18 protein-coding genes and 1 tRNA gene are annotated in these 22,314 nt (G+C 59.9%); 14 read left to right on the top strand and 5 right to left on the bottom strand.

Annotated elements, in window-relative coordinates:
* The first annotated feature begins 16 nt into the window (after positions 1-16).
* Together AB4P94_RS05490 and AB4P94_RS05485 are read left to right on the top strand one after the other, a co-directional pair.
* Positions 17-379: a DUF4810 domain-containing protein gene (locus tag AB4P94_RS05490; RefSeq protein WP_395609726.1), complete on the top strand. Its 363-nt coding sequence runs from the start codon at positions 17-19 to the stop codon at positions 377-379.
* Positions 376-1,026: a DUF799 domain-containing protein gene (locus AB4P94_RS05485; protein WP_395609725.1), complete on the top strand. Its 651-nt coding sequence runs from the start codon at positions 376-378 to the stop codon at positions 1,024-1,026. The genes AB4P94_RS05490 and AB4P94_RS05485 overlap by 4 nt, the downstream gene beginning before the upstream one ends.
* A gap of 54 nt (positions 1,027-1,080) precedes the next feature.
* On the opposite strand, the gene AB4P94_RS05480 is transcribed toward AB4P94_RS05485, so the two are convergent.
* Entirely contained in the window at positions 1,081-2,847 is a 1,767-nt protein-coding gene (locus AB4P94_RS05480) for a M10 family metallopeptidase C-terminal domain-containing protein (protein ID WP_395609724.1), read from the bottom strand.
* Between the two features lie 403 nt (positions 2,848-3,250).
* Positions 3,251-4,864 carry a M10 family metallopeptidase C-terminal domain-containing protein gene (locus AB4P94_RS05475; protein WP_395609723.1) on the bottom strand — a complete coding sequence of 538 codons (1,614 nt, stop codon included), beginning with the start codon at positions 4,862-4,864 and terminating at the stop codon, positions 3,251-3,253.
* A gap of 580 nt (positions 4,865-5,444) precedes the next feature.
* Between AB4P94_RS05475 and AB4P94_RS05470 the strand changes: the two genes are divergently transcribed.
* The 3 genes from AB4P94_RS05470 (at position 5,445) to AB4P94_RS05460 (ending at position 8,404) form a co-directional block, all read left to right on the top strand.
* Positions 5,445-7,085 carry a von Willebrand factor type A domain-containing protein gene (locus tag AB4P94_RS05470; RefSeq protein ID WP_395609722.1) on the top strand — a complete coding sequence of 547 codons (1,641 nt, stop codon included), beginning with the start codon at positions 5,445-5,447 and terminating at the stop codon, positions 7,083-7,085.
* Between the two features lie 144 nt (positions 7,086-7,229).
* A complete protein-coding gene (locus AB4P94_RS05465; protein ID WP_395609721.1) occupies positions 7,230-7,802 on the top strand; it encodes an RNA polymerase sigma factor in 573 nt (190 codons plus the stop codon).
* A complete protein-coding gene (locus tag AB4P94_RS05460; protein WP_395609720.1) occupies positions 7,799-8,404 on the top strand; it encodes a hypothetical protein in 606 nt (201 codons plus the stop codon). The genes AB4P94_RS05465 and AB4P94_RS05460 overlap by 4 nt, the downstream gene beginning before the upstream one ends.
* 57 nt (positions 8,405-8,461) lie before the next feature.
* Here the strand turns inward: AB4P94_RS05460 and AB4P94_RS05455 are convergent.
* A tRNA-Arg gene (locus AB4P94_RS05455) sits at positions 8,462-8,538 on the bottom strand.
* 371 nt (positions 8,539-8,909) lie between these two features.
* On the opposite strand from AB4P94_RS05455, the gene gabD reads away from it, so the two are divergent.
* From gabD to AB4P94_RS05440, 3 genes are all read left to right on the top strand, one after another.
* The gene (gene gabD / locus AB4P94_RS05450; RefSeq protein WP_395609719.1) at positions 8,910-10,352 is read left to right on the top strand and encodes an NADP-dependent succinate-semialdehyde dehydrogenase; all 1,443 of its coding nucleotides are present in this window, start codon (positions 8,910-8,912) and stop codon (positions 10,350-10,352) included.
* A 184-nt stretch (positions 10,353-10,536) separates the two neighbouring features.
* Entirely contained in the window at positions 10,537-11,814 is a 1,278-nt protein-coding gene (gabT, locus tag AB4P94_RS05445; RefSeq protein ID WP_110622919.1) for a 4-aminobutyrate--2-oxoglutarate transaminase, read from the top strand.
* Positions 11,815-11,953: 139 nt separating this feature from the next.
* A complete protein-coding gene (locus tag AB4P94_RS05440) occupies positions 11,954-13,162 on the top strand; it encodes an HDOD domain-containing protein (protein WP_395609718.1) in 1,209 nt (402 codons plus the stop codon).
* Between the two features lie 159 nt (positions 13,163-13,321).
* Here the strand turns inward: AB4P94_RS05440 and AB4P94_RS05435 are convergent, their stop codons facing one another.
* Positions 13,322-14,323, bottom strand: coding sequence for a diguanylate cyclase (locus tag AB4P94_RS05435; RefSeq protein WP_395609717.1), 1,002 nt, complete (start codon positions 14,321-14,323; stop codon positions 13,322-13,324).
* 296 nt (positions 14,324-14,619) lie between these two features.
* On the bottom strand, positions 14,620-15,804 hold the full coding sequence (gene desA / locus AB4P94_RS05430) for a delta-9 fatty acid desaturase DesA (protein WP_395609716.1): 1,185 nt from the start codon (positions 15,802-15,804) through the stop codon (positions 14,620-14,622).
* Positions 15,805-15,970: 166 nt separating this feature from the next.
* Between desA and dibA the strand changes: the two genes are divergently transcribed.
* The 6 genes from dibA (at position 15,971) to AB4P94_RS05400 (ending at position 22,303) form a co-directional block, all read left to right on the top strand.
* Positions 15,971-17,884 (top strand): phosphodiesterase DibA, encoded by a 1,914-nt coding sequence (dibA, locus tag AB4P94_RS05425; protein ID WP_395609715.1) that lies wholly within the window; start codon positions 15,971-15,973, stop codon positions 17,882-17,884.
* A gap of 301 nt (positions 17,885-18,185) precedes the next feature.
* Positions 18,186-18,368: a sulfur starvation response protein OscA gene (gene oscA, locus AB4P94_RS05420; protein WP_010565387.1), complete on the top strand. Its 183-nt coding sequence runs from the start codon at positions 18,186-18,188 to the stop codon at positions 18,366-18,368.
* A gap of 75 nt (positions 18,369-18,443) precedes the next feature.
* Positions 18,444-19,454 (top strand): sulfate ABC transporter substrate-binding protein, encoded by a 1,011-nt coding sequence (locus AB4P94_RS05415; protein ID WP_395609714.1) that lies wholly within the window; start codon positions 18,444-18,446, stop codon positions 19,452-19,454.
* Positions 19,455-19,614: 160 nt separating this feature from the next.
* Entirely contained in the window at positions 19,615-20,433 is an 819-nt protein-coding gene (gene cysT, locus AB4P94_RS05410) for a sulfate ABC transporter permease subunit CysT (protein ID WP_395609713.1), read from the top strand.
* A 13-nt stretch (positions 20,434-20,446) separates the two neighbouring features.
* Positions 20,447-21,319, top strand: coding sequence for a sulfate ABC transporter permease subunit CysW (cysW, locus tag AB4P94_RS05405; RefSeq protein WP_395609712.1), 873 nt, complete (start codon positions 20,447-20,449; stop codon positions 21,317-21,319).
* A gap of 3 nt (positions 21,320-21,322) precedes the next feature.
* The gene (locus AB4P94_RS05400; protein ID WP_395609711.1) at positions 21,323-22,303 is read left to right on the top strand and encodes a sulfate/molybdate ABC transporter ATP-binding protein; all 981 of its coding nucleotides are present in this window, start codon (positions 21,323-21,325) and stop codon (positions 22,301-22,303) included.
* Positions 22,304-22,314: the final 11 nt, after the last annotated feature.

Here is a 22,314-nt window from a genome sequence, read left to right as displayed (position 1 = left end):
AAGGAGCAGTACACGGATGAACAAGGCAGTGAAGTTGGCACTGGTGCTGACAGCAATCGCAACGGTCGCCGGGTGCCACACGGCGCCCCAACCCCTGTATCAGTGGGAAAGCTACCAGCCGCAGGTTTACGAGTATTTCAAGGGCGAGCCGAAGGAAGCGCAGGTGGAAGCACTGGAGCGTGATCTGCAAAAGATCAACGCCAGTGGCCGCAAAGCCCCGCCGGGTTACCACGCCCATTTGGGCCTGCTGTACATGGGCATGGGCAAGGATGACCAGATGGTGCAGGAGTTGCGCACCGAGAAGGCCTTGTTTCCTGAGTCCGCTGCGTACATGGACTTTCTGCTGAAAAACGCCAAGACCGGAGTCGCCACCAAATGAACCTGTTGAAACTCACCGGCGCCTTGCTGGCCCTGGCTTTGCTCGGCGGTTGCGCGGCGCCCAAGACCATCGACTACACGGCGTACAAGCAAGCGCGTCCGAAGTCGATCCTGGTGCTGCCGCCAGTCAATGAGTCGCCGGAAGTTCAGGCGTCCTACAGCTTGGTTTCACAGGTGACTTACCCGTTGGCCGAAGCCGGTTACTACGTGTTGCCGATTGCCCTGGTGGATGAAACCTTCCGCCAGAACGGCCTGACCACCGCCAACGACATCCAGGCTGTGGCGCCGGGCAAGCTGCATGACATCTTTGGCGCAGACGCGGCGTTGTACATCACGGTCAGCGAGTACGGCACCAAATACATGCTCATCTCCAGCGACACCTCCGTGACCGCCTCGGCCAAACTGGTTGACCTGCGCACCGGCACCACCTTGTGGACAGGTACCGCGCGTGCTTCCAGCGAGGAGGGCAACAACAACGGTGGCGGCCTGGTGGGCATGCTGATCACCGCGGCGGTCAAGCAAGTGATCAACAGCTCCACGGATGCGGCGCACCCGATTGCCGGTATCACCAGTGCGCGCCTGCTGTCGGCGGGGCAGCGCACCGGGATTCTGTATGGCCCGCGCAATCCGAAGTACGGCACTGACTGACTGGCCGTAAAAACAGTTGTTGATCGCCCCGGTCAACAACTGCTTCTTGCGCAGTCAGCCTGCAATCACGTCGCTGGGTTTGATCAGCTGCGTGCTTTTCACCACGAAGTCCGCCTTGCGGTTGCCAGTCAGGTCCACAGCGATGTAGTAGCGGTGACTCTTGGGGTCGAACTTCACCATTGTTTCTCCAACTCGCCCGGTAAATGCCTGCACGAGGGTGAGGCGCGTGTTGGCTTCGTGTTGCACCCCGCGTAGATCGATCTTGTCGGTGCCGCTGGTAAAGTCCGTCAGTAACCGGGCATTGGAAGCGCTTGAGTCACTGGCCTTGTTGAAGATGAAGTGCGGTCTTATGCCGGTTGTATTGAAGCGTGGCGCCGGGGTGTTGGTGACAGGTTTTTTTTGCGCCGCTGCCGGCGCGGGGATGATGTCGCCAGGCTTTACTTGCCCACGGGTCTTGATCAACAGGTTGGCTTTACCGTCTCCGGTCAGGTCAATCTCCACTGAGCCTGTGCCGGTTTTTTCGTCATAGGAAAGGCGTGTTTCACCGGCCTTGCCGCTCCAGGCGTTGACGACAGACAGTGAGGTCAAACCGGCATTTCGCAAGGCGCCCGCCACGTCGATTTTGTCGATGCCGCTGGTGAAATCCATGATTTCATCCGGGTTTTCAGGCGTGGACTCAGCAGCGTGGTAATAGACAAAAACGTCGGGGCCCCCGCCGCCTCGCATCTGATCGCCGCCAGGGCCACCAATCAGCCGGTTACCGGCTTCGTTGCCGATCAGTACATCGTCACCTGAGCCGCCAATGGCATTTTCGATGGTGCAACCCCTGGCAATAGAGACGTTGCCTTTATAGCCACCCACATCGGAGAACGAGCCCGCCCTGAGATTGATGACCTGGTTATTGCCGTAGCCGGAGAAGTCCATTGTGTCGTTGCCGGCACCGTCCCACACGCAAAAAGTGACGTCATCACGCCAGCTTTTGAGTGAGTAGTAGTCCCGCCCGCTGTTGGAATTGAATCCGTAGGTGGTGTTTCCATTGCGGGTCTGATAATTGGCGCCGTATTGGTGCTGGATGGCGTCGATGTCATCCATCATCGGAGCCTTTGGCCCGTGCGTGGATTTACCGCTGTACTCTTCAGGCAAGTAGCTCATGAGGGTATGAGCCTTGGAGTCCTGAGCATAGATCCGCAGTTTTGCGTAGTCAGCGGGCGTGCGCTTGTCATCGATGCCGTTGAATCGGTAATCACCCGGGTGGCTCAAACCGAGGGCGTGACCGATTTCGTGGGTCAGCGTGCCAGGCGTCACGTACGCCGGGTTGTAGTGGCTATCGCCAGCTTGCGGGTAGTTGCCGGGATAGTAGGCTGCGGCGGTTGGCTCTTTGTCGGAAATCCGGAAGGACATTCGCCCCTCCCTGGTGACGCCATTCTCGGTGAAGGTGAGATTGCTCACATCACTCCAGGATTGCATTGAAAGCCGGGCTTTTTGCTTCTGGGCCTCGTTGAAACTGTCCTTGCCTTTATTGAAGGTGTAGGCAATTTCGGTTTTGCCATTCTGGTTCGAGTCCTGCCATTTTCTTTGCTTTTGCGTGAGTTGCCCGATGATCCGCTGCCTGTCAAAAGGCTGCTTGTTGATCTTGGCGATATGCGGGTCGTCCGCGCGCAGGGTGGCGTCATGACTCTCCTGTTTGTAGGTATGAGCAGCTGCAGCAGGATGAGGTTGGGCAGACTGGCCGGGCACAGGGCCAGCTGGCACTTTGATTTGCGGGGCTATGCCCTCGAATGCAGGTTGTAAGGGGGCTATTGAATCCAGTCTCAATGTCATAACTTCCAGTTGGTGTTTGTATCAGTCCCTTTTGGGTCAAGCAGGCAAAACTCCGTTTTGCGAAGTGCAAAACTGCCAGCGTGAGAGGGGATATCCAAAAGGAGATACGTATCCAAGTAAGACGTATGTAGGACATTTTCAAAGGGCCGACGCCTTTGTTTATCAGCCTGCACACGGTTTGATCTCAAACGTTGCGTCCGCCCTGGCGGGATGCTCTGCGTCGAGCCGATTTACCTGATGTGGCCCGCGCCATTTTCCTCCCGCAGCACCTATCTTTAACCCGATTACCCGAGCGCTCGCGTCTGACGTGCTGGGCGGATCATTCACACGCGAGGTTAAGCCAGCGTTCTGTCTTCTTGCGCGCCTGCGTTCTGCCGCCCAGTCAGCAAAGACCCAAGCGCCCTCAGTTCACCAGAACATCTTTGGGTTTGATCACGTGCGTGCTTTTCACCAGGAAGTCTGTGCGGCGGTTGCCGGTCAAGTCTATGGCGATAAAGTAGCGATAGGTTCGCGGGTTGTAACTCACGATCGTTTCCCCTGCGTGCCCGGTGAATTCATTCACAGGGAAGAGGCGTGTTTTGGCTTCACGCTCTACCCCGCGCAGGTCGATTTGGTCTATGCCCGTGGTGAAATCCGTCAACAACCTGGCATTTGAAGCGCTTGAGTCGCTCGCCTTGTTGAAGATGAACTGCGGCCTGGCTGCAACGGTATCCACGCGTCGCGTGATCGACGGTGCAATGCTGGGCGGTGCTCGATTCGGTGCGGGTTTAGTGTTGTGAAAGGGCACGATGTCCTGGGGTTTGACTCGGCCATGCGTCTTGATCAGCAGGTCAGCCTTGCCGGCTCCCGTCAGGTCGATGGACACAAAACCGGTACCGCTGTTTTCATCATAGGTCAGTCGCGCTTCGCCGGCTTTGCCGCTCCAGGTGCTGACAAACGACAGCGCGGCCACGTGTGCATTTCTCAAGGCGCCCGACACGTCAATTTTGTCGCTGCCGCTGGTGAAATCCATGATTTCATCCGGGTTTTGCGGTGTGGAATCGCTGGCGTGGTTGTAGACAAAAACATCGGGGCCACCGCCCCCTTGCAGCTGATCGCCGCCCGCCCCGCCAATGAGTCGGTTACTGACTTCGTTACCGATAAGCACATCGTTGCCCGAGCCGCCAACGGCATTTTCGATGGTGACACCCCGTGCGATAGAAACGTTGCCCAGCCCGTGGCCCACATCAGAGAACGAGCCCGCATTGAGGTTGATGACTTGGTTGTTGCCGTAGCCTGAGAAATCCAGCGTGTCGTTGCCAGCGCCGTCCCAGACGCAAAAGGTGGCGGCGTCGCGATAATCTCTCAACGAGTAGTAGTCTCTCCGGCTGTTGGAATTGAAGCCGTAAGTGTTGTCTTCGCGGCGGGTCTGGTAGTTGGCGCCGTACTTGTGCTGGATGGCACTGATGTCATCCATCATCGGGGCTTTTGACCATTCAGCGATACGTTTGCCACTGTTCTCAGCGCCGAAATAGCTCATGATCGAATGGGCTTTGGAGTCTTGGGCGTAGATTCGTTTGTTGTCATCAGGCCTGCCGTTGTAGTCACCGGGGTGTTTCAGGCCGAGGGTGTGACCGACTTCGTGGGTTATATGGTGGCGTTGTACATACTGTGGGTTGTAGCGGGTATCACCGCCGACACTCTCGCTGTTGTATTCGTAAGGCGGCATGGCATCGGCAGCCCCAGGAAGGTTGTCGTGTATGCGAAACGTTAACCGGCCCTCGGTCTGAGGGCCGTTTTCCGTGAAGGTCAGATTGGCTACATCGCTCCAGGACTCGATGGAGCGTCGGGCCTCCTGTTTCTGCTCGGCGTTGAACTCTCTCCCTCGGTAATAGTTGAAGGTGTAGGAAATTTCGGTTTTGTTGTTTCGGTTCGAGTCCTGCCACGTCGTTGTGCCTCGTGTGAGTTGCTCGACGGCCCGTTGCTTATCAAAGGATTGTCGGTTTGCCCTGCTTATATGCGGGTCGTTGGGGCGCAAGGTGGCGTCATGGGGGCCTCTGTTTGCGTATTGAGCGTTCGTAACCGGGGCCTCTGCGCGGCGATGTTGCTGCAAATGCGGGTATTGAGCCGGGCGCACAAAGCGGTGTGGCGTGAGAGGTTGAATAAACGACCGCAAGAGTGGCCGCCAGCCGGGTGGTTGAGTGGGGCGCTGAGCCTGTTCGGCGGGCTGTGCTTGGAATGGAAAGGCGGGTGTTCTGAAATTTATTCTCAAGGTAACTATTCTCGATCGGCAGTTTCGCTTCCCTTACTTGATCACGTTCATAAACTCCCTTTCGTTGAGCCCAAAACTGCCAGTGAGAGGGTAAATTTCCAAAAGTTGTTATGTATCCAGTTAAGTCTTCTACGGATGGTTTACACGTTGTTGAGGCGGGCGTTTGTCTGTTCACCCAACGTTTGGTTTTGGTGCTGATGCCCGCCCCGACGGGGGGGCACAGCGGCACATGGATTTGCCTTGATGGTCGGCCTGGATTTTTCCTCAACCCTGGGTCTTTAACCCGAATGCGCGAAGCCTTGCGTCTGACCTTGTGAGTGCATCATTCACACGCGAGGTTAAGCCGATGTCCCGTCCATTTCTGTACCTGCGTCCTGCAGCCCAAGGTTTCACCATTACTCTGCTGGTTGCGTTGGCAGGTTGTGGCTTGTCTTCGTCACGTGATGTGCCCAAACCGGTCGAAGAAGCGCCGGTCTCCGAGCTGCAAAGCGAAACTGTCCAGGGCGCACTGAGCAAGCGCATGGCCTCTCCTGCACCTATGGCAGCACGGCTGGTCATGCGGGATTCGGCCGTAATGCCGTACCGTAGCGAGCCTCGCGAGCAGTATGAAAACCTGCCGGAAAACCCCGTGCATCGCGTTAACGAAACCCCTGTCTCGACCTTTAGTGTCGACGTCGACACCGGCAGTTACGCGAACGTACGACGCTTCCTCAATCAAGGCCGCCTGCCGCCCGAGGGTGCTGTGAGGCTGGAGGAAATGGTCAATTACTTTCCCTACAGCTACGCCTTGCCCACCGACAGTTCACCGTTTGGCGTGACCACTGAAGTCGCCGCCACGCCGTGGAACCCGCACACCCGACTCCTGCGGGTTGGCATCAAGGCCTCTGACCGTGCCGTGGCCGACCTCGCACCGGCCAACCTGGTATTTTTGGTGGACGTGTCCGGCTCCATGGACCGCCGCGAAGGCTTGCCGCTGGTCAAAAGCACCCTGAAATTGCTGGTAGACCAACTGCGGGACCAGGACCGCGTGTCGCTGGTGGTTTACGCCGGTGAATCCCGTGTGGTGCTCGAACCCACCTCCGGGCACGACAAAACCAAAATCCGCAATGCCATCGACCAGCTCACGGCCGGCGGCTCAACGGCGGGTGCGTCCGGCATCGAGCTGGCCTATCAGATGGCCCGTTCAGGCTTTATCGACAAGGGCATCAACCGCATCCTGCTGGCCACCGACGGAGACTTCAATGTTGGCATCAGCGACTTCGACGGCCTCAAGCAGATGGCTGCCGAGCAGCGTAAAAGCGGTATTTCCCTGACCACCCTCGGTTTTGGTGTGGATAACTACAACGAACACCTGATGGAACAGCTGGCTGACGCCGGAGACGGCAACTATGCCTACATCGACAATGTGCGCGAAGCCCGCAAGGTGCTGGTCGACCAGCTCAGCTCGACCCTGGCGGTGGTGGCGCGGGACGTGAAATTGCAGGTGGAATTCAACCCGGCGCGCGTCAGCGAATATCGTTTGCTCGGCTATGAAAACCGTGCCTTGAAGCGTGAGGATTTCAACAATGACAAGGTCGATGCCGGCGAGATTGGCGCAGGGCACACGGTGACTGCGCTGTACGAAATTGTGCCGACGGGCGAGAAGGGCTGGCTGGAGCCGTTGCGCTACGCTACTGAACCCAAGGTTGAAAATAAGTCCGGTGAACTGGCAATGCTGCGTGTGCGTTACAAACCTGCTGCGGGTGGCGCGAGCCAACTGATCGAGCGGCCCATCAGCACTCAATCCGCGCGGCCCAGCGACGACCTGCGCTTCTCGGCGGCGGTGGCCGCCTTTGCCCAACAACTGAAGAACGATGGCCGCTACACTGGCAGCATGAGCTTGCAGGACACCGCCGCACTGGCACGCTCGGCCCGTGGCGATGACCCGTTCGGGTTGCGCAATGAGTTCGTGCAACTGGTGGAATTGGCGCAGAGTCTCAAGCATTAACCCTGATCAAATGTGGGAGCGGGCTTGCTCGCGAATGCGGTGGGTCAGTCAGTTAATGCGTTAACTGACACTGCGCATTCGCGAGCAAGCCCGCTCCCACATTTAGAGTGGTTTCGACTGTCAAAAAGGAGTACGCCACTTAATATGGCCGTTCCAGATGATTCACCCAGTGACGAAGCGCTGCTGGCCCGCTACCGAGCTGGAGATGCCGCCGCGTTCGAGGTGTTGTACGCACGGCATCGCCAAGGCCTGTACCGGTTTCTGGTGTCCCTGAGCAACAAGGCCGAACTGGCCGAAGAGGTTTATCAGGAGACCTGGCTCAGCCTCATCCGCAGCACCACCCAGCCACAGGGGCGGGCGAGTTTTCGCACGTGGTTGTTCCAGATTGCCCGCAACCGCCTGATCGATCACTGGCGCAAGCACGGCATTCATAACCCGCTGCACGACAGCTACGACGAACAACTGCACGCACAGGCCGACGACAGCGCCGGGCCCGAACAGCAACTCGCCCTGAGCCGCGACCAGGCACGCCTTGACGCCGCGCTGCAAGACCTGCCCGAAGACCAGCGCGAAGTATTCCTGCTGCGCCTGCACGGTGAACTCGACGTGCCGCAAATTGCCGCCCTCACCGGCAGCCCGCTGGAAACCGTGAAAAGCCGCCTGCGTTACGCCCAGCAGAAACTGCGCCGCCTGCTGGCCGAGGAGATACTTGTATGACCGACTCCCGACACACCCCGGGTTCCGACGACGTATTGCTGCAACATTTTCGTCAACACAGCACCGGCGAGCCGCCTGCGGCCCTCGACACCCTCATCCTCAACGCCGCCCGCCGCGAAGCCCCGGCGCCGCAGCCGAGCCTTTGGCAACGCTGGCTGCAAGCTTGCATGCGCCCACGCTGGCAGATGGCATTCGCCACCGTCGCGGGTGTGGCGCTGTTGGCCGGTGTGGTCTTGCGTTCACCCGTGCCGCAGCCGGAAATCTCCACCGCGACGTTCTCCGCGCTCCATCAAGAAGCTGCGCGCCCGGCGCCGCAAGCGTATTCCGCGCCTGCGCCGATGGCTCGCATGGCCGCAGCGCCCAAGGTGGAGAGCGCGCCGGCTCACGCTGAAATCGCAGGCGCCTTGGCGGATGCGCCAGCGGCAAAGCTGAGCAAGCGCGCAGCGGCAGTGTTGCCTTCTTTGGACGACGGGTTGCAGGAAATTATGAACCTGCGCGAGGCGGGGCAGGCCAGGTTGGCGGATGAGAAGCTGCTGGCGCTGTTCAAGCGCTTTCCCCAGGAAGACCTGCCGGCGCGCCTGGAGGCACTGCAAAAGCCCTGAGTCAGCGCCCACAAAAAAGCCCCGGGTCTTTCGACCTGGGGCTTTTTTGTGTGTATCTGGTGCACCCGGCGGGATTCGAACCCACGACCCCTGCCTTCGGAGGGCAGTACTCTATCCAGCTGAGCTACGGATGCTTGTGCGGGCGACATCATACCCATGTCGACCTTGGGCGTCCATGCCGGTCTTTGGCTGCTTACAGGTAGGAATTTGCCTCGCAAAGGCCCTGCGCCGGGAACCTGTGATCGGTTTGTTTGAACCCGGTTGAATCACGCTGATCAGAAAGATTCGGCAAATGCGCCGTTTTCGTTCTTTTTTTCGAACAGACTATTGCCCTGACCCCCCATTGATCCTAGGATTCGTTTGAGATTTCAAACGCTCTGTCTCCCGTGCGCTATTTCACGTATCCCGCGCGCTGGGGCTGATTTCCCTGACGGCAGCCCACAAGGCGCCTTTCAACAACTCTAATTCGCTCCGCGCGCGCGCGGTGCTGTTAAGGAAAGCCGACATGCAGCTTAAAGATGCCCAGTTGTTCCGCCAGCAAGCCTTTATCGATGGCGCTTGGGTCGATGCGGACAACGGTCAGACCATCAAGGTCAACAACCCTGCCACGGGCGAAATTCTCGGCACTGTGCCGAAGATGGGCGCCGCAGAAACTCGCCGCGCCATCGAAGCTGCCGACAAGGCGCTGCCGGCCTGGCGTGCACTGACCGCCAAGGACCGCGCGAACAAACTGCGTCGCTGGTTCGAGCTGATCATCGAGAACCAGGAAGACCTGGCGCGTCTGATGACCCTGGAGCAAGGCAAGCCACTAGCCGAAGCCAAGGGTGAAATCGTCTACGCCGCCTCGTTTATCGAGTGGTTCGCCGAAGAAGCCAAGCGCGTCTACGGTGACGTGATTCCGGGCCACCAGCCGGACAAGCGCCTGATCGTGATCAAGCAGCCGATTGGCGTGACCGCAGCCATTACGCCGTGGAACTTCCCGGCCGCGATGATCACTCGTAAAGCCGGCCCTGCACTGGCTGCCGGTTGCACCATGGTGCTCAAGCCTGCCTCGCAAACGCCGTTTTCCGCCTTCGCCCTGGCGGAACTGGCGCAGCGTGCCGGTATTCCCAACGGTGTGTTCAGCGTGGTGTCCGGCAGTGCCGGTGACATCGGCAGTGAGCTGACCAGTAACCCGATCGTGCGTAAGTTGTCCTTCACCGGCTCGACCGAAATCGGTCGCCAGTTGATGGCCGAATGCGCCAAGGACATCAAGAAAGTCTCCCTGGAACTGGGCGGCAACGCGCCATTCATCGTGTTCGACGACGCCGACCTGGATAAGGCCGTCGAAGGCGCGATCATCTCCAAATACCGCAACAACGGCCAGACCTGCGTCTGCGCCAACCGCCTGTACATCCAGGATTCGGTGTACGACGCGTTCGCCGAAAAACTCAAAGTCGCTGTGGCCAAGCTCAAGATCGGCAACGGTCTGGAAGACGGCACCACCACCGGCCCGCTGATCGACGAGAAAGCCGTGGCCAAGGTGCAGGAACACATCGCCGACGCCCTGAAAAAAGGCGCCAAGCTGCTGACGGGCGGCAAGGTCATCGACGGTAACTTCTTCGAGCCGACCATCCTGGTGGACGTGCCGAAAGACGCCGCTGTCGCCAAGGAAGAAACCTTCGGCCCGTTGGCGCCACTGTTCCGCTTCAAAGACGAAGCCGAAGTGATCGCGATGTCCAACGACACCGAGTTCGGCCTGGCTTCCTACTTCTATGCCCGCGACCTGGGCCGTGTGTTCCGTGTGGCCGAGGCGCTGGAATACGGCATGGTCGGCGTCAACACCGGGTTGATCTCCAACGAAGTGGCGCCGTTCGGCGGCATCAAGGCCTCGGGCCTGGGCCGCGAAGGCTCCAAGTACGGGATCGAGGACTACCTGGAAATCAAATACCTCTGCCTGGGCATCTAAACCGCTCGGCAAGCGTTTGCAGTAGACGCAGAGGGCACGAGAGCGCTGACCCTTTGCGTGTTTCAAGACGTTATTCGCAGTGGCCGGGAAAGCTGTGGCAGTCGATCATCGCATGCTGCCGCAGTTTCCTCCCGCCACGTATTCCTTGAGCAACGCCACCCGATGAGTGGCGAATGAGGACTTTATGAGCAAGACCAACGCATCCCTGATGAAACGCCGCGAAGCCGCTGTACCTCGTGGTGTTGGCCAGATTCACCCGATCTTCGCCGAGTCGGCAAAGAACGCGACTGTGACCGACGTTGAAGGTCGCGAGTTCATCGACTTCGCCGGTGGTATTGCCGTGCTGAACACCGGCCACGTGCACCCGAAAATCATCGCGGCCGTGACCGAGCAACTGAACAAGCTGACTCACACCTGCTTCCAGGTACTGGCCTACGAGCCTTACGTTGAGCTGTGCGAAAAAGTTAACGCCAAGGTCCCGGGTGATTTCGCCAAGAAAACCCTGCTGGTCACCACCGGTTCCGAAGCCGTCGAAAACGCCGTGAAAATCGCTCGCGCCGCCACTGGCCGTGCTGGCGTGATCGCCTTCACCGGTGCTTACCACGGCCGCACCATGATGACCCTGGGCCTGACCGGTAAAGTCGTGCCTTACTCGGCCGGCATGGGCCTGATGCCAGGCGGCGTGTTCCGCGCGCTGTTCCCGAACGAACTGCACGGTGTGAGCGATGACGACTCCATCGCCAGCATCGAACGCATCTTCAAGAACGATGCTGAGCCGCGTGATATCGCTGCCATCATCATCGAACCGGTGCAGGGCGAGGGCGGTTTCTACGTCGCGCCTAAATCCTTCATGAAGCGCCTGCGTGAGCTGTGCGACAAGCACGGCATCCTGCTGATCGCCGACGAAGTGCAAACCGGTGCCGGCCGTACGGGCACCTTCTTCGCCATGGAACAGATGGGCGTTGCCGCCGACCTGACCACCTTCGCCAAATCCATTGCCGGCGGCTTCCCGCTGGCCGGTGTGTGCGGCAAGGCCGAATACATGGACGCCATCGCGCCAGGCGGCCTGGGCGGCACCTACGCCGGTAGCCCGATCGCTTGCGCTGCGGCCCTGGCCGTGATGGAAGTGTTCGAAGAAGAGCACCTGCTGGACCGCTGCAAGGCTGTCGGCGAGCGTCTGGTCACCGGCCTGAAAGCTATCCAGGCCAAATACCCGGTGATCGGTGAAGTGCGTGCCCTGGGCGCGATGATCGCGGTCGAGCTGTTCGAAGGTGGCGACAAGCACAAGCCAAACGCTGCAGCCGTTGCCTCCGTGGTGGCCAAGGCGCGTGACAAGGGCCTGATCCTGCTGAGCTGCGGTACCTACGGCAACGTGTTGCGCGTGCTGGTTCCGCTGACCTCGCCGGACGAGCAACTGGACAAAGGCCTGGCGATCATCGAAGAGTGCTTCTCCGAGCTGTAAGCGGAGGCTGACCTGATCGACAGAAAAAACCCGCTTCGGCGGGTTTTTTTATGCCCATTGCCGCACATTCAGGCCCTGTTCATTGTACGTAGGAGGCTCGATTGACTAAGGTTGCAGCATTGCCGATGGAGCGTGCTGGATGACTGCTGTTGATTTACCCGCTGTACCCCGTGTGTTGATTGCCGAGGCGGACCCTTGGTCACGGGACCTGCTCAAGCAAGTGTTGTTGAACGTGCGCTGTGACGCTCGGCTGGATGTGTGTGCCGATGGCCAGCAAGCAGCGACGCTGCTGCGAGAAAAAACCTACGACCTGATCCTGGCGGATTGGGAGCTGCCGGGCGTCGATGGCCTGAGCCTGCTGCGCAGTGTGCGCCAGCAGCATCGCTCGCCCGCGCTGCCATTCATTTTGCTGAGCAGCCGCAATGACAGCGCCAGCGTGCGTGAAGCCTTGCCCCTGGCCCCTACGGCGTACCTGACCAAGCCTCTGAACATGGAAGGCCTGACCCAGCGTCTGCAAGACCTGCTGCTCAATGAAGGCGAAACCGTTTATTGCGAAATTCCGCCGCTGGCGCCAGGCATGACCTTGCCGGTGTTTCTGGAGCGCCGCCGCGAAGCGTCGGACGGCGCGCCGCTGCGGGTGGATGTGAAGGCCGCCGTGCAGTTCAGCCTCGGCCCTGAGGGCCTGGATCTCAAACGTCTCGAAGACCGGGTGCGCATGGACCCGCAAATCACCGCCGTGCTGATCGCTGCCGCCAACAGCGCCGGGCATCACGGCACGCCGGTGCAGACCCTGCCGGCCGCGCTGCGCAAACTGGTGGCCGGGCAGAGCATGAACCTGATTCTTGGCCTTGCGCTCAAGCACAACGTAGTGCTGGGCGATCCGGCGCTGGTGGCCTACGCCGAGCGCCATTGGCAGTTGTCCCAAGACACTGCCGACTACGCCCGCCGGTTGGCGCGCATGCTGGAACTGGATCACGAGCGTTGCTACAGCGCCGGTATCCTTCACCGGCTGGGCGACCTGGCGCTTTTGCGCTGCCTGGAAGACTGGCGCCAGGGCGGTGGCGCGCTGGATGACGAATTGATTGGCGAGTCCCTGTTCACCTTTGGCGCCGCCTACGGGTCGGCGTTGCGAACGCGTTGGCGCTTGCCGCTTGAGTTGCGCCAGTTGATTGCGGCGACCTATTCCCTTGAGGGCGGGGTGTATTCGCGGGATGCGTTGGTGGTGAACCTGGCGGCGCAGATGGCCCGACTGACCGAGCATGAGGGGCTGGAAGAACTGGCCAAGGGCAAGACTGCGCGGTTGCTGAAAGTCGGGTTGTCGGAGTTGATGCGGGTGCGCAAATCCTAGAACACAAAGAGCACCCACTGTAGGAACTGGCTTGTGTGGGAGCGGGCTTGCTCGCGAATGCGGTAGGTCAGTCACTGATGTGTTGGCTATTACGCCGCCTTCGCGAGCAAGCCCGCTCCCACAGTTGACCTCAGTTGCTGGGGCTATTGGTGATCTGCCTCAGTCCGCAACCACGCGGTTCTTGCCCAGGCGCTTGGCCTCATACATCGCCGCATCAGCCCGTGCGAACAGGCTGTCCAGGGTTGAATCGTCCTCGCGTAAGCTGGCCAGGCCCTGGCTGACGGTCACGGTAAAATCCCGCCCTTCGTAGCTGAATTTCAGCGCCTGGATTTCCTTGCCCAGCCGTTCAGCCACCTGCAGCGCCATTTCCGGTGCGCAACCGGGCAGCACGGCGGCGAATTCTTCGCCGCCAATGCGCCCGAACAGGTCGCCACGGCGTAATACGCTTCGCCCACTCTCGGCGATACGCCGCAACACCTGATCGCCCTCCAGGTGGCCGTAGGAGTCGTTGACGTCCTTGAAGTCATCGATATCCAGCAACAGGAACGCCAGCGGCGCACCTTGGGCGCAGGCGCTGTCGAAGGCCTGGTTGGCGCACTCGAAAAAGTGCCGACGGTTGCTGCTCTGGGTCAGCACGTCGGTGGTGGCCAGGCGGTGCAACTCCAGTTCCATCTGTTTCTTTTCGGTGATGTCTTCGGCCATGCCGACCACGATCACCGGCTCACCGGGCTCCACCTGCTGGTTGATGTAGCACTTGTCGCTCAGCCAGCGGATCTGCCCGTCGGCGGTGATGATGCGGTACTCACGATCCTCCACGGCACCCTGTTCCAGCACGCGGGCCAGGCTGTGCTCGGCGTAGTCGAGGTCTTCGGGGTGAATGCTGTTGCGCCATTCCCGATGGTCGGCCAGCAGCAATGCTGCCGAACGGCCAAATACCCGTTCGTAAGCCGGGCTCACGTACAGTACGCGGCGCGTTTCCCAATCAATGGCCCACAGCACGGCGTTCACGCTGACCAGCAGTGAACTGAGCAGTTGTTCGCGTTCACTCAGCCGCTCGACTTCACCCTGGGCGTGCACCAGCGCCAGCAAGGTCGCCGCTGCGGCTGGGCGAGAAGGCTCGGCCGTGGGCGTGTCGGGTGGAAAGGGGTTTTCGAGAACCATCGGTACAACTCTCTCTGGGCGCGCCGCAGGATGGAGCCGCGGTCACTACAAGGGGCCACCATGATGGCGAAGTGTTCATTGAGAGAGGGGAATTGCGGTGAAGTTCCGTGATACGGCTGACTAAGAAATGACGTCAGAAACCGGTTGTAGCCCGATTTTCGTGATGAACAGGCTGGTTTTGGTGAGTGGTTTTGCGCTGGCGAACGTGCTTGTGGCGATCGGACTTTCTGTGGCGAGCGGGGCAAGCCCGCTCGCCACAGAAGCCCGCTTGCCACGGGCGGGCGGTGAGTGCCTGTTCAGACCGCCGCAGGGCGCAGCGAATAGGTCTTCAATTGGTGGGCAAAATCACGCAGTGACTGGATGCCGCTGGCCTCGGCTTCATGCACCCATTCCTTGATCGCGGCGAGCATGTCGTGGCCGTTGGAGCTGGTCTTGAGCCAGATTTGCTGCAAAGCCAGGCGCTTCTCGTAGATCACCGTCAGGGCATGGCTGTGTTCCAGCATGCTCTGGATGCGCACGTGGTGGCGGTCATCCAGCAGGCTGGTTTCACGGGACAGCAGGCGCTTGGCGCGGTGGAACTGGTGGCGCACCGAATGATCGACCTTCTCCAGCTCCTGCTTGACCAACGGGCCGATCACCAATTTGCGGTACTGGGCCATGATCTGAAAGCGGTTGTTGAGGATCGCCATGGCGGTGTCCATGTCCAGATGGCCCTTGCCTTCAACGCGGTGCGCGATCGGCGCCACGCGCTGCACCTTGGCCAGGCGCAGGAAGCTGAACACCTTGATCCATGCCCAGCCCAGGTCGAACTCCCATTTCTTCACCGACAATTTGGCGGAGTTGGGGTAGGTGTGGTGGTTGTTGTGCAGTTCTTCGCCGCCCACAATGATGCCCCATGGCACCAGGTTGGTCGCCGCGTCACGGCATTCGAAGTTGCGATAGCCCACCGCGTGGCCCAGGCCGTTGATCACGCCGGCGGCCCAGAACGGAATCCACATCATCTGGATGGCCCAGATGGTGATGCCGATGGTGCCGAACAGCAGCAGGTCGATGACCGCCATGATCGCCACACCGAGCAAAGGGTAGGGCGTGTAGATTTTGCGTTCGATCCAGTCTTCCGGGCAGTTCTTGCCGTAGATACGCAGGGTCTCGGGGTTTTCGGCTTCGGCGCGGTACAGCTCGGCGCCTTTGCGCATCACGGTAGACAGGCCTTTGATGACCGGGCTGTGCGGGTCATCGACGGTTTCGCACTTGGCGTGGTGCTTGCGGTGGATGGCGGTCCACTCGCGGGTGTTCTGCGCCGTGGTCAGCCACAGCCAGAAGCGGAAGAAGTGTTTCAGGCCACCATTGAGCTCCAGGGAGCGATGGGCTGAATAACGGTGCAGATAGACGGTGACCCCAACAATGGTCACGTGGGTCATCAACAGCGTGACTGCCACCAGTTGCCAGGCTGACAGGTCAAGAAAACCGTTGTACCACATAGGCTGTATGGCCCTCAGATAAAGAAAAAAACAGCTCACGCATTATCACTAAGCTCACAGATAAAACCAGCCGCCCTTTCAGATAGGAGTGACTGGATGTTTCTTATTCTATAATCCGCAGCCTTTGTGGGGCGATTATGTTTTTTGGGTAAGGATTACTGACTCTATGCTGTTTTCATACCGAGGTGCCCTGCGTGTGGGGCTGGTATACCTGCTGGCTTCCATCGTCTGGTTCCAGCTCAGCAGCCCTCTATTAATCAACTTTCTCGATGACCCGAAGGCGTTGGACCACTGGCTGAAGGTGCGCGGCTACGTGTGGATTGCCCTTAGCACCGTGGCGATCTACCTGATTTGCCTGCGCTTTGCTCTTACCCACCGGCAGCAGCAGCCCCTCAAAGAAAACCGCGAGCGCCTGCAACAGGCCGCCGCCGTGTTCGACTGCACCCGCGAAGGCGTGCTGGTCACCGACGCTCAGGGCCTGATCGTGCACGTCAACCGGGCGTTCATGGCGATCACCGGCTACCGCCGCGAAGACGTCATGGGTGAGCGCCCGAACCTGTTCAAATCAGGGCGCCATTCGTCGAATTTCTATCAACAGATGTTCCAGACGCTGGAACGCACCGGCGAATGGAGTGGTGAAATCTGGAACCGGCGCAAAAGCGGCGAGATTTACCCACAATGGCAAACCATTCGTGTGATCCATGACGACCGAGGCCAGGTCAGCCATTACGTCGCCGTGTTCTCCGATATCAGCGCCATCAAGGATTCCGAGCACGAACTGGCGCACCTCGCCCACCACGACCCGCTGACCGATTTGCCCAACCGCCTGCTGTTCACCGACCGCGCCGAGCAGGCGCTGGCGTCGGCACAGGTGCATAAACGCGGCTGCGCACTGCTGATGCTGGACCTGGATCACTTCAAGATCATCAACGACAGCCTCGGCCACACTGTCGGTGACCAGTTGCTCAAGGCCGTCGGTGAGCGCCTCAAAGGCTTGTTCGGTCCTGGCGTGACCCTGGCGCGGCTGGGCGGGGACGAGTTCGCGGTGCTGGCGGAAAGTTGTCCACAGGCAGGCCAGGCCGCGGCATTGGCCCAGCGCATGCTCGATGCAATGAAACAGCCGTTCATTTTTGACGGGCACCAACTGTTTATCAGCGCCAGCATCGGCATCAGCCTGTTTCCCAGCGATGCCCTGAGTGCCGAACAGTTGTTGCGCAACGCCGATTCTGCGCTGTTCAAGGCCAAGGGTGCGGGCCGCGAAGGTTATGCCTTGTACACCGAAGAGCTGACTGCCCACGCCCAACACCGCGTGGAAATCGCCAACGAACTGCGCCGGGCCCTTGATCAGCACGAGTTGCGCGTCTATTACCAACCCGTGCACGAATTGCAAGGCAGCCGCCTGATCGGCGTCGAAGCCTTGGTGCGCTGGCAGCACCCGGAACGTGGCCTGGTGCCGCCGGGGGATTTTATCCCCATCGCTGAACGGACGGGGTTGATCGCCGACATCGATGCCTGGGTCATGGATCAAGCCTGCCGCCAAATGGGCCAGTGGCTGGCCGATGGCGCACCATTGAGCTTTATCGCCGTCAACGTCTCCAGCCGTTTGTTTGCCCGGCGTGAGCTGTACGAGCAAGTCGCCCAGGTGCTGCACGCTACGGGGCTTGATCCGGCGTTTCTCGAGCTGGAAGTCACCGAAAGCGCGGTGATGGATGATCCCGAAGTGGCCCTCGAGCAGTTGCACCGCCTGCGCGAACTGGGCCTGCGCCTGGCGATCGACGACTTTGGTACCGGCTATTCCTCGCTGCTGCGCCTCAAGCGCTTGCCGGTGCAGAAGCTCAAGATCGACCAGGGTTTTGTCGCCGGCCTGCCGTGGGATGAGGACGACGCGGCGATTGTGCGGGTGGTGATCGCCCTGGCGAAAAGCATGGGCATGCAGGTGCACGCCGAAGGCATCGAGCAAGTGGAGCAGGCGCGGTTTCTGCTGGCGCAGGAATGCGATATGGGGCAGGGGTACTGGTTTGGTCGGCCGGTGCCGGCAGGGGAGATTGATTGGGACCGGGCCCCCGCAATTCAGATTTGAAATACAGTCCAAGTGTGGGAGCGGGCTTGCTCGCGAATGCGGTGGGTCATTGATAAATGTGGTGGCTGGCACACTGCATTCGCGAGCAAGCCCGCTCCCACATTTAGATCTGTCCACGGCTTAATTTCGGCGTTGTCCGCAAAAATCCGCGCGCAACCCCACGTCTCTCCAGAAAATTCTTTCTAGTTATATAAACATTCTTAAATAGTATTTTTAAGAATATCCGCGCTTATCTACTATCGCCCTCACGCCGCAAGCAGTGCCGCCACTGCGAGGCACTATTCATTTCAGGAGCGAGACCATGAGCGCATCTCTACGTAGCGTCGACGGCCAGGACGAAGCAGCCATTTTGCGTGAGATCCAGAGCGCCCTGCGCGATCTGCGGTTTGGCGCGGTGGAAATCACTGTGCACAACGCCCAAGTGGTACAGATCGAACGCAAAGAAAAATTCCGTTTGCAGAACCCGGGCAACAAACCGGCTTAAGCACTGACGGCGATTCGCATGCTAGACCCGCAACTATAAGAAAAAGCCAACACCCCAGAATTTCAGGAGCCTTCTATGTCGTCGATTCGCCGTTACGCCCTGGCCGCACTGGCCAGTGCCGTGTTTGCAGGTTCTGCCGTTGCCAAGGACTACGAGTTGCTCAACGTCTCGTACGACCCTACCCGTGAGCTGTACCAGGATTACAACGCTGAGTTCACCAACTTCTGGAAACAGTCCCACCCGGGCGACAACGTCAAGATCCAGCAATCCCACGGCGGCTCGGGCAAGCAAGGCCGCGCCGTAATCGATGGCCTGCGCGCCGACGTGGTGACCCTGGCCCTGGCCGGTGACATCGACGAAATCGCCAAATTGGGCAAGACCCTGCCGGAAAACTGGCAAACCCGCCTGCCGGATGCGAGCACCCCGTACACCTCGACCATCGTGTTCCTGGTGCGCAAGGGCAACCCTAAAGGCATCAAGGACTGGGGCGACCTGATCAAGAAAGACGTTTCGGTCATCACCCCGAACCCGAAAACCTCCGGCGGTGCGCGCTGGAACTTCCTCGCCGCCTGGGCCTACGGCCTGAAATCCGGTGGCAGCGAAGCCAAGGCCCAGGAATACGTGAAAGAGCTGTTCAAGCACGTGCCGGTGCTGGACACAGGCGCTCGCGGTTCAACCATCACCTTCGTCAACAACGGTCAGGGTGACGTGTTGCTGGCCTGGGAAAACGAAGCCTTCCTGGCCCTGAAAGAAGACGGCGGTGCCGACAAGTTCGACATCGTCGTGCCTTCCCTGTCGATCCTGGCCGAACCACCGGTTGCCGTGGTCGACAAGAATGCCGAGAAAAAGGGCAACACCGAAATTGCCACCGAATACCTGAAACACCTGTACAGCCCGGCTGGCCAGGAGATTGCGGCAAAGAACTTCTACCGCCCACGCGATGCAGCGGTTGCCGCCAAATACGCTCAACAGTTCCCGAAACTGGACCTGGTGACTATCGACAAAGACTTCGGCGGCTGGAAAACTGCCCAACCGAAATTCTTTAACGACGGCGGCGTGTTCGACCAGATTTACACCGCGCAGTAAGCCAAAGTACCTGTAGGAGCCTGATTTTCTGTGGGAGCTGGCTTGCCTGCGATAGCATCACCCCGGTGTGACTGATATACCGAGGTGTCTGCATCGCAGGCAAGCCAGCTCCCACAGGACGTGTGTGCCTTCAGTGGTTTTCCCCTAACCAAGGACTCTTATGTCGCGTCGTATCTCCCCCGTCATACCCGGCTTCGGGCTGACGCTGGGCTACACCGTGGTGTACCTCAGCCTGATCGTACTCATCCCCCTGGCGGCGATGTTTGTACACGCCGCTCAACTTACCTGGGATCAGTTCTGGAACATCATTTCCGCACCCCGTGTGCTGGCGGCCTTGACGCTGAGCTTCAGCACGGCGCTGTACGCCGCGCTGATCAACGGCGTGATCGGTACGCTCCTTGCCTGGGTGCTGGTGCGCTACACCTTCCCCGGCCGCAAGATCATCGACGCGATGATCGACCTGCCGTTTGCCTTGCCCACCGCCGTAGCCGGTATCGCGCTGACCGCGCTGTATACGCCTAACGGGCTGGTTGGCCAGTTCGCCGCCGACCTGGGCTTCAAGATCGCCTACACCCCGTTGGGTATCACCCTGGCGCTGACCTTTGTCACGCTGCCATTTGTGGTGCGCACGGTGCAGCCGGTACTGGCCGATATCCCCCGGGAAATCGAAGAAGCCGCCGCCTGCCTGGGTGCCAAGCCGTTGCAGGTGTTCCGCTACATCCTCGTGCCTGCCTTGCTGCCCGCCTGGCTGACCGGCTTCGCCCTGGCCTTTGCCCGTGGCGTCGGCGAGTACGGTTCGGTGATTTTCATTGCCGGCAACATGCCGATGAAGACCGAGATCCTGCCGTTGCTGATCATGGTCAAACTCGACCAATACGACTACCGCGGTGCTACGTCCATCGGCGTGCTGATGCTGGTGGTTTCCTTTGTTTTGCTGCTGCTGATCAACTTGTTGCAGCGGCGCATCGAACGTCCATAAGGAGGCGCGGAACATGTCCCAATCGTCTATTTCCGCCGCGTCCTCGGCCAACGCTGCCCGCCGTGGCAGCGCGGCGTCGCGACGCATCCTGATCAGCCTTGGCTGGCTGGTGTTCGCGTTGTTCTTGCTGTTGCCATTGCTGATCGTGGTGACCCAAGGCTTGAAGAACGGCCTCGGCGCGTTTTTCACCGCGATCCTGGAGCCCGACGCGCTGTCGGCGCTGAAGCTCACGGTAATCGCCGTGGTAATTTCGGTGCCGCTCAACCTGGTGTTCGGCGTCAGCGCCGCCTGGTGCGTGAGCAAGTACTCGTTCCGTGGCAAAAGTATCCTGGTCACGCTGATTGACCTGCCGTTCTCGGTGTCGCCGGTGATCGCAGGTTTGGTCTATGTGCTGATGTTCGGCGCCCAGGGCTTCTTCGGCCCGTGGCTGGCCGACCACGACATCCAGATCGTGTTCGCCTTGCCCGGCATTGTGCTGGCGACCATCTTCGTCACCGTGCCCTTCGTGGCCCGTGAACTGATCCCGCTGATGCAGGAACAGGGCACCCAGGAAGAAGAGGCCGCACGCTTGCTCGGCGCCAATGGCTGGCAGATGTTCTGGCACGTGACCGTGCCGAACATCAAATGGGGTTTGATCTACGGCGTGGTGCTGTGTACCGCACGGGCCATGGGTGAGTTCGGCGCGGTGTCGGTGGTGTCCGGCCACATTCGCGGCGTGACCAACACCTTGCCGCTGCATGTCGAGATTCTCTACAACGAATACAACCACGTTGCCGCGTTTGCGGTGGCGAGTCTGCTGCTGATCCTGGCGCTCTTCATCCTGCTGCTCAAGCAGTGGAGCGAGAACCGTATTAACCGCCTGCGCGCCGGTGCGGCTGAGGAATAAGTCATGTCGATCGAAGTCCGTAATGTCAGCAAGAACTTCAACGCCTTCAAGGCCCTGAACAGCATCAACCTGGACATCCAGAGTGGCGAGCTGGTGGCGTTGCTCGGTCCGTCCGGCTGCGGCAAGACCACCTTGCTGCGCATCATCGCAGGCCTGGAAACCCCGGATGACGGCAACATCGTGTTCCACGGTGAAGACGTGTCCGGCCATGACGTGCGTGATCGCAACGTCGGGTTTGTGTTCCAGCACTATGCGTTGTTCCGCCACATGACCGTGTTCGACAACGTGGCTTTCGGCCTGCGCATGAAGCCGAAAAACCAGCGCCCGACTGAAAGCCAAATCGCGGTGAAGGTCCACGAACTGCTGAACATGGTGCAACTCGATTGGCTGTCCGACCGCTACCCGGAACAGCTCTCCGGTGGCCAGCGCCAGCGTATCGCCCTGGCCCGGGCCCTGGCGGTCGAGCCCAAAGTGCTGTTGCTTGACGAACCCTTCGGCGCCCTTGATGCCAAGGTGCGTAAAGAGCTGCGCCGCTGGCTGGCGCGCCTGCACGAAGACATCAACCTGACTTCCGTCTTCGTGACCCACGACCAGGAAGAGGCCATGGAAGTGGCTGACCGCATCGTGGTGATGAACAAGGGCGTGATCGAGCAGATCGGCTCACCGGGAGAAGTCTACGAAAACCCGGCGAGCGATTTTGTTTACCACTTCCTCGGTGATTCGAACCGCCTGCACCTGGGTGAAGACAACCACGTGCTGTTCCGTCCGCACGAAGTGTCGCTGTCGCGCCATGAGCTGGAAGATCACCACGCGGCTGAAGTGCGTGATATTCGCCCGCTGGGTGCGACCACTCGCGTGACGTTGAAAGTGGAAGGCCAGAGCGAGCTGATCGAAGCCGAAGTGGTGAAAGACCACGACAGCCTGACCGGTCTGGCCCGTGGCGAGACCTTGTTCTTCAAACCCAAGGTCTGGCAAAAAGCGTAATAACACCGCAA

Source organism: Pseudomonas sp. B22129, assembly GCF_044218875.1.
Classification (GTDB): Bacteria; Pseudomonadota; Gammaproteobacteria; order Pseudomonadales; family Pseudomonadaceae; genus Aquipseudomonas.
This window is presented reverse-complemented; position numbering and strand designations above follow the sequence as displayed.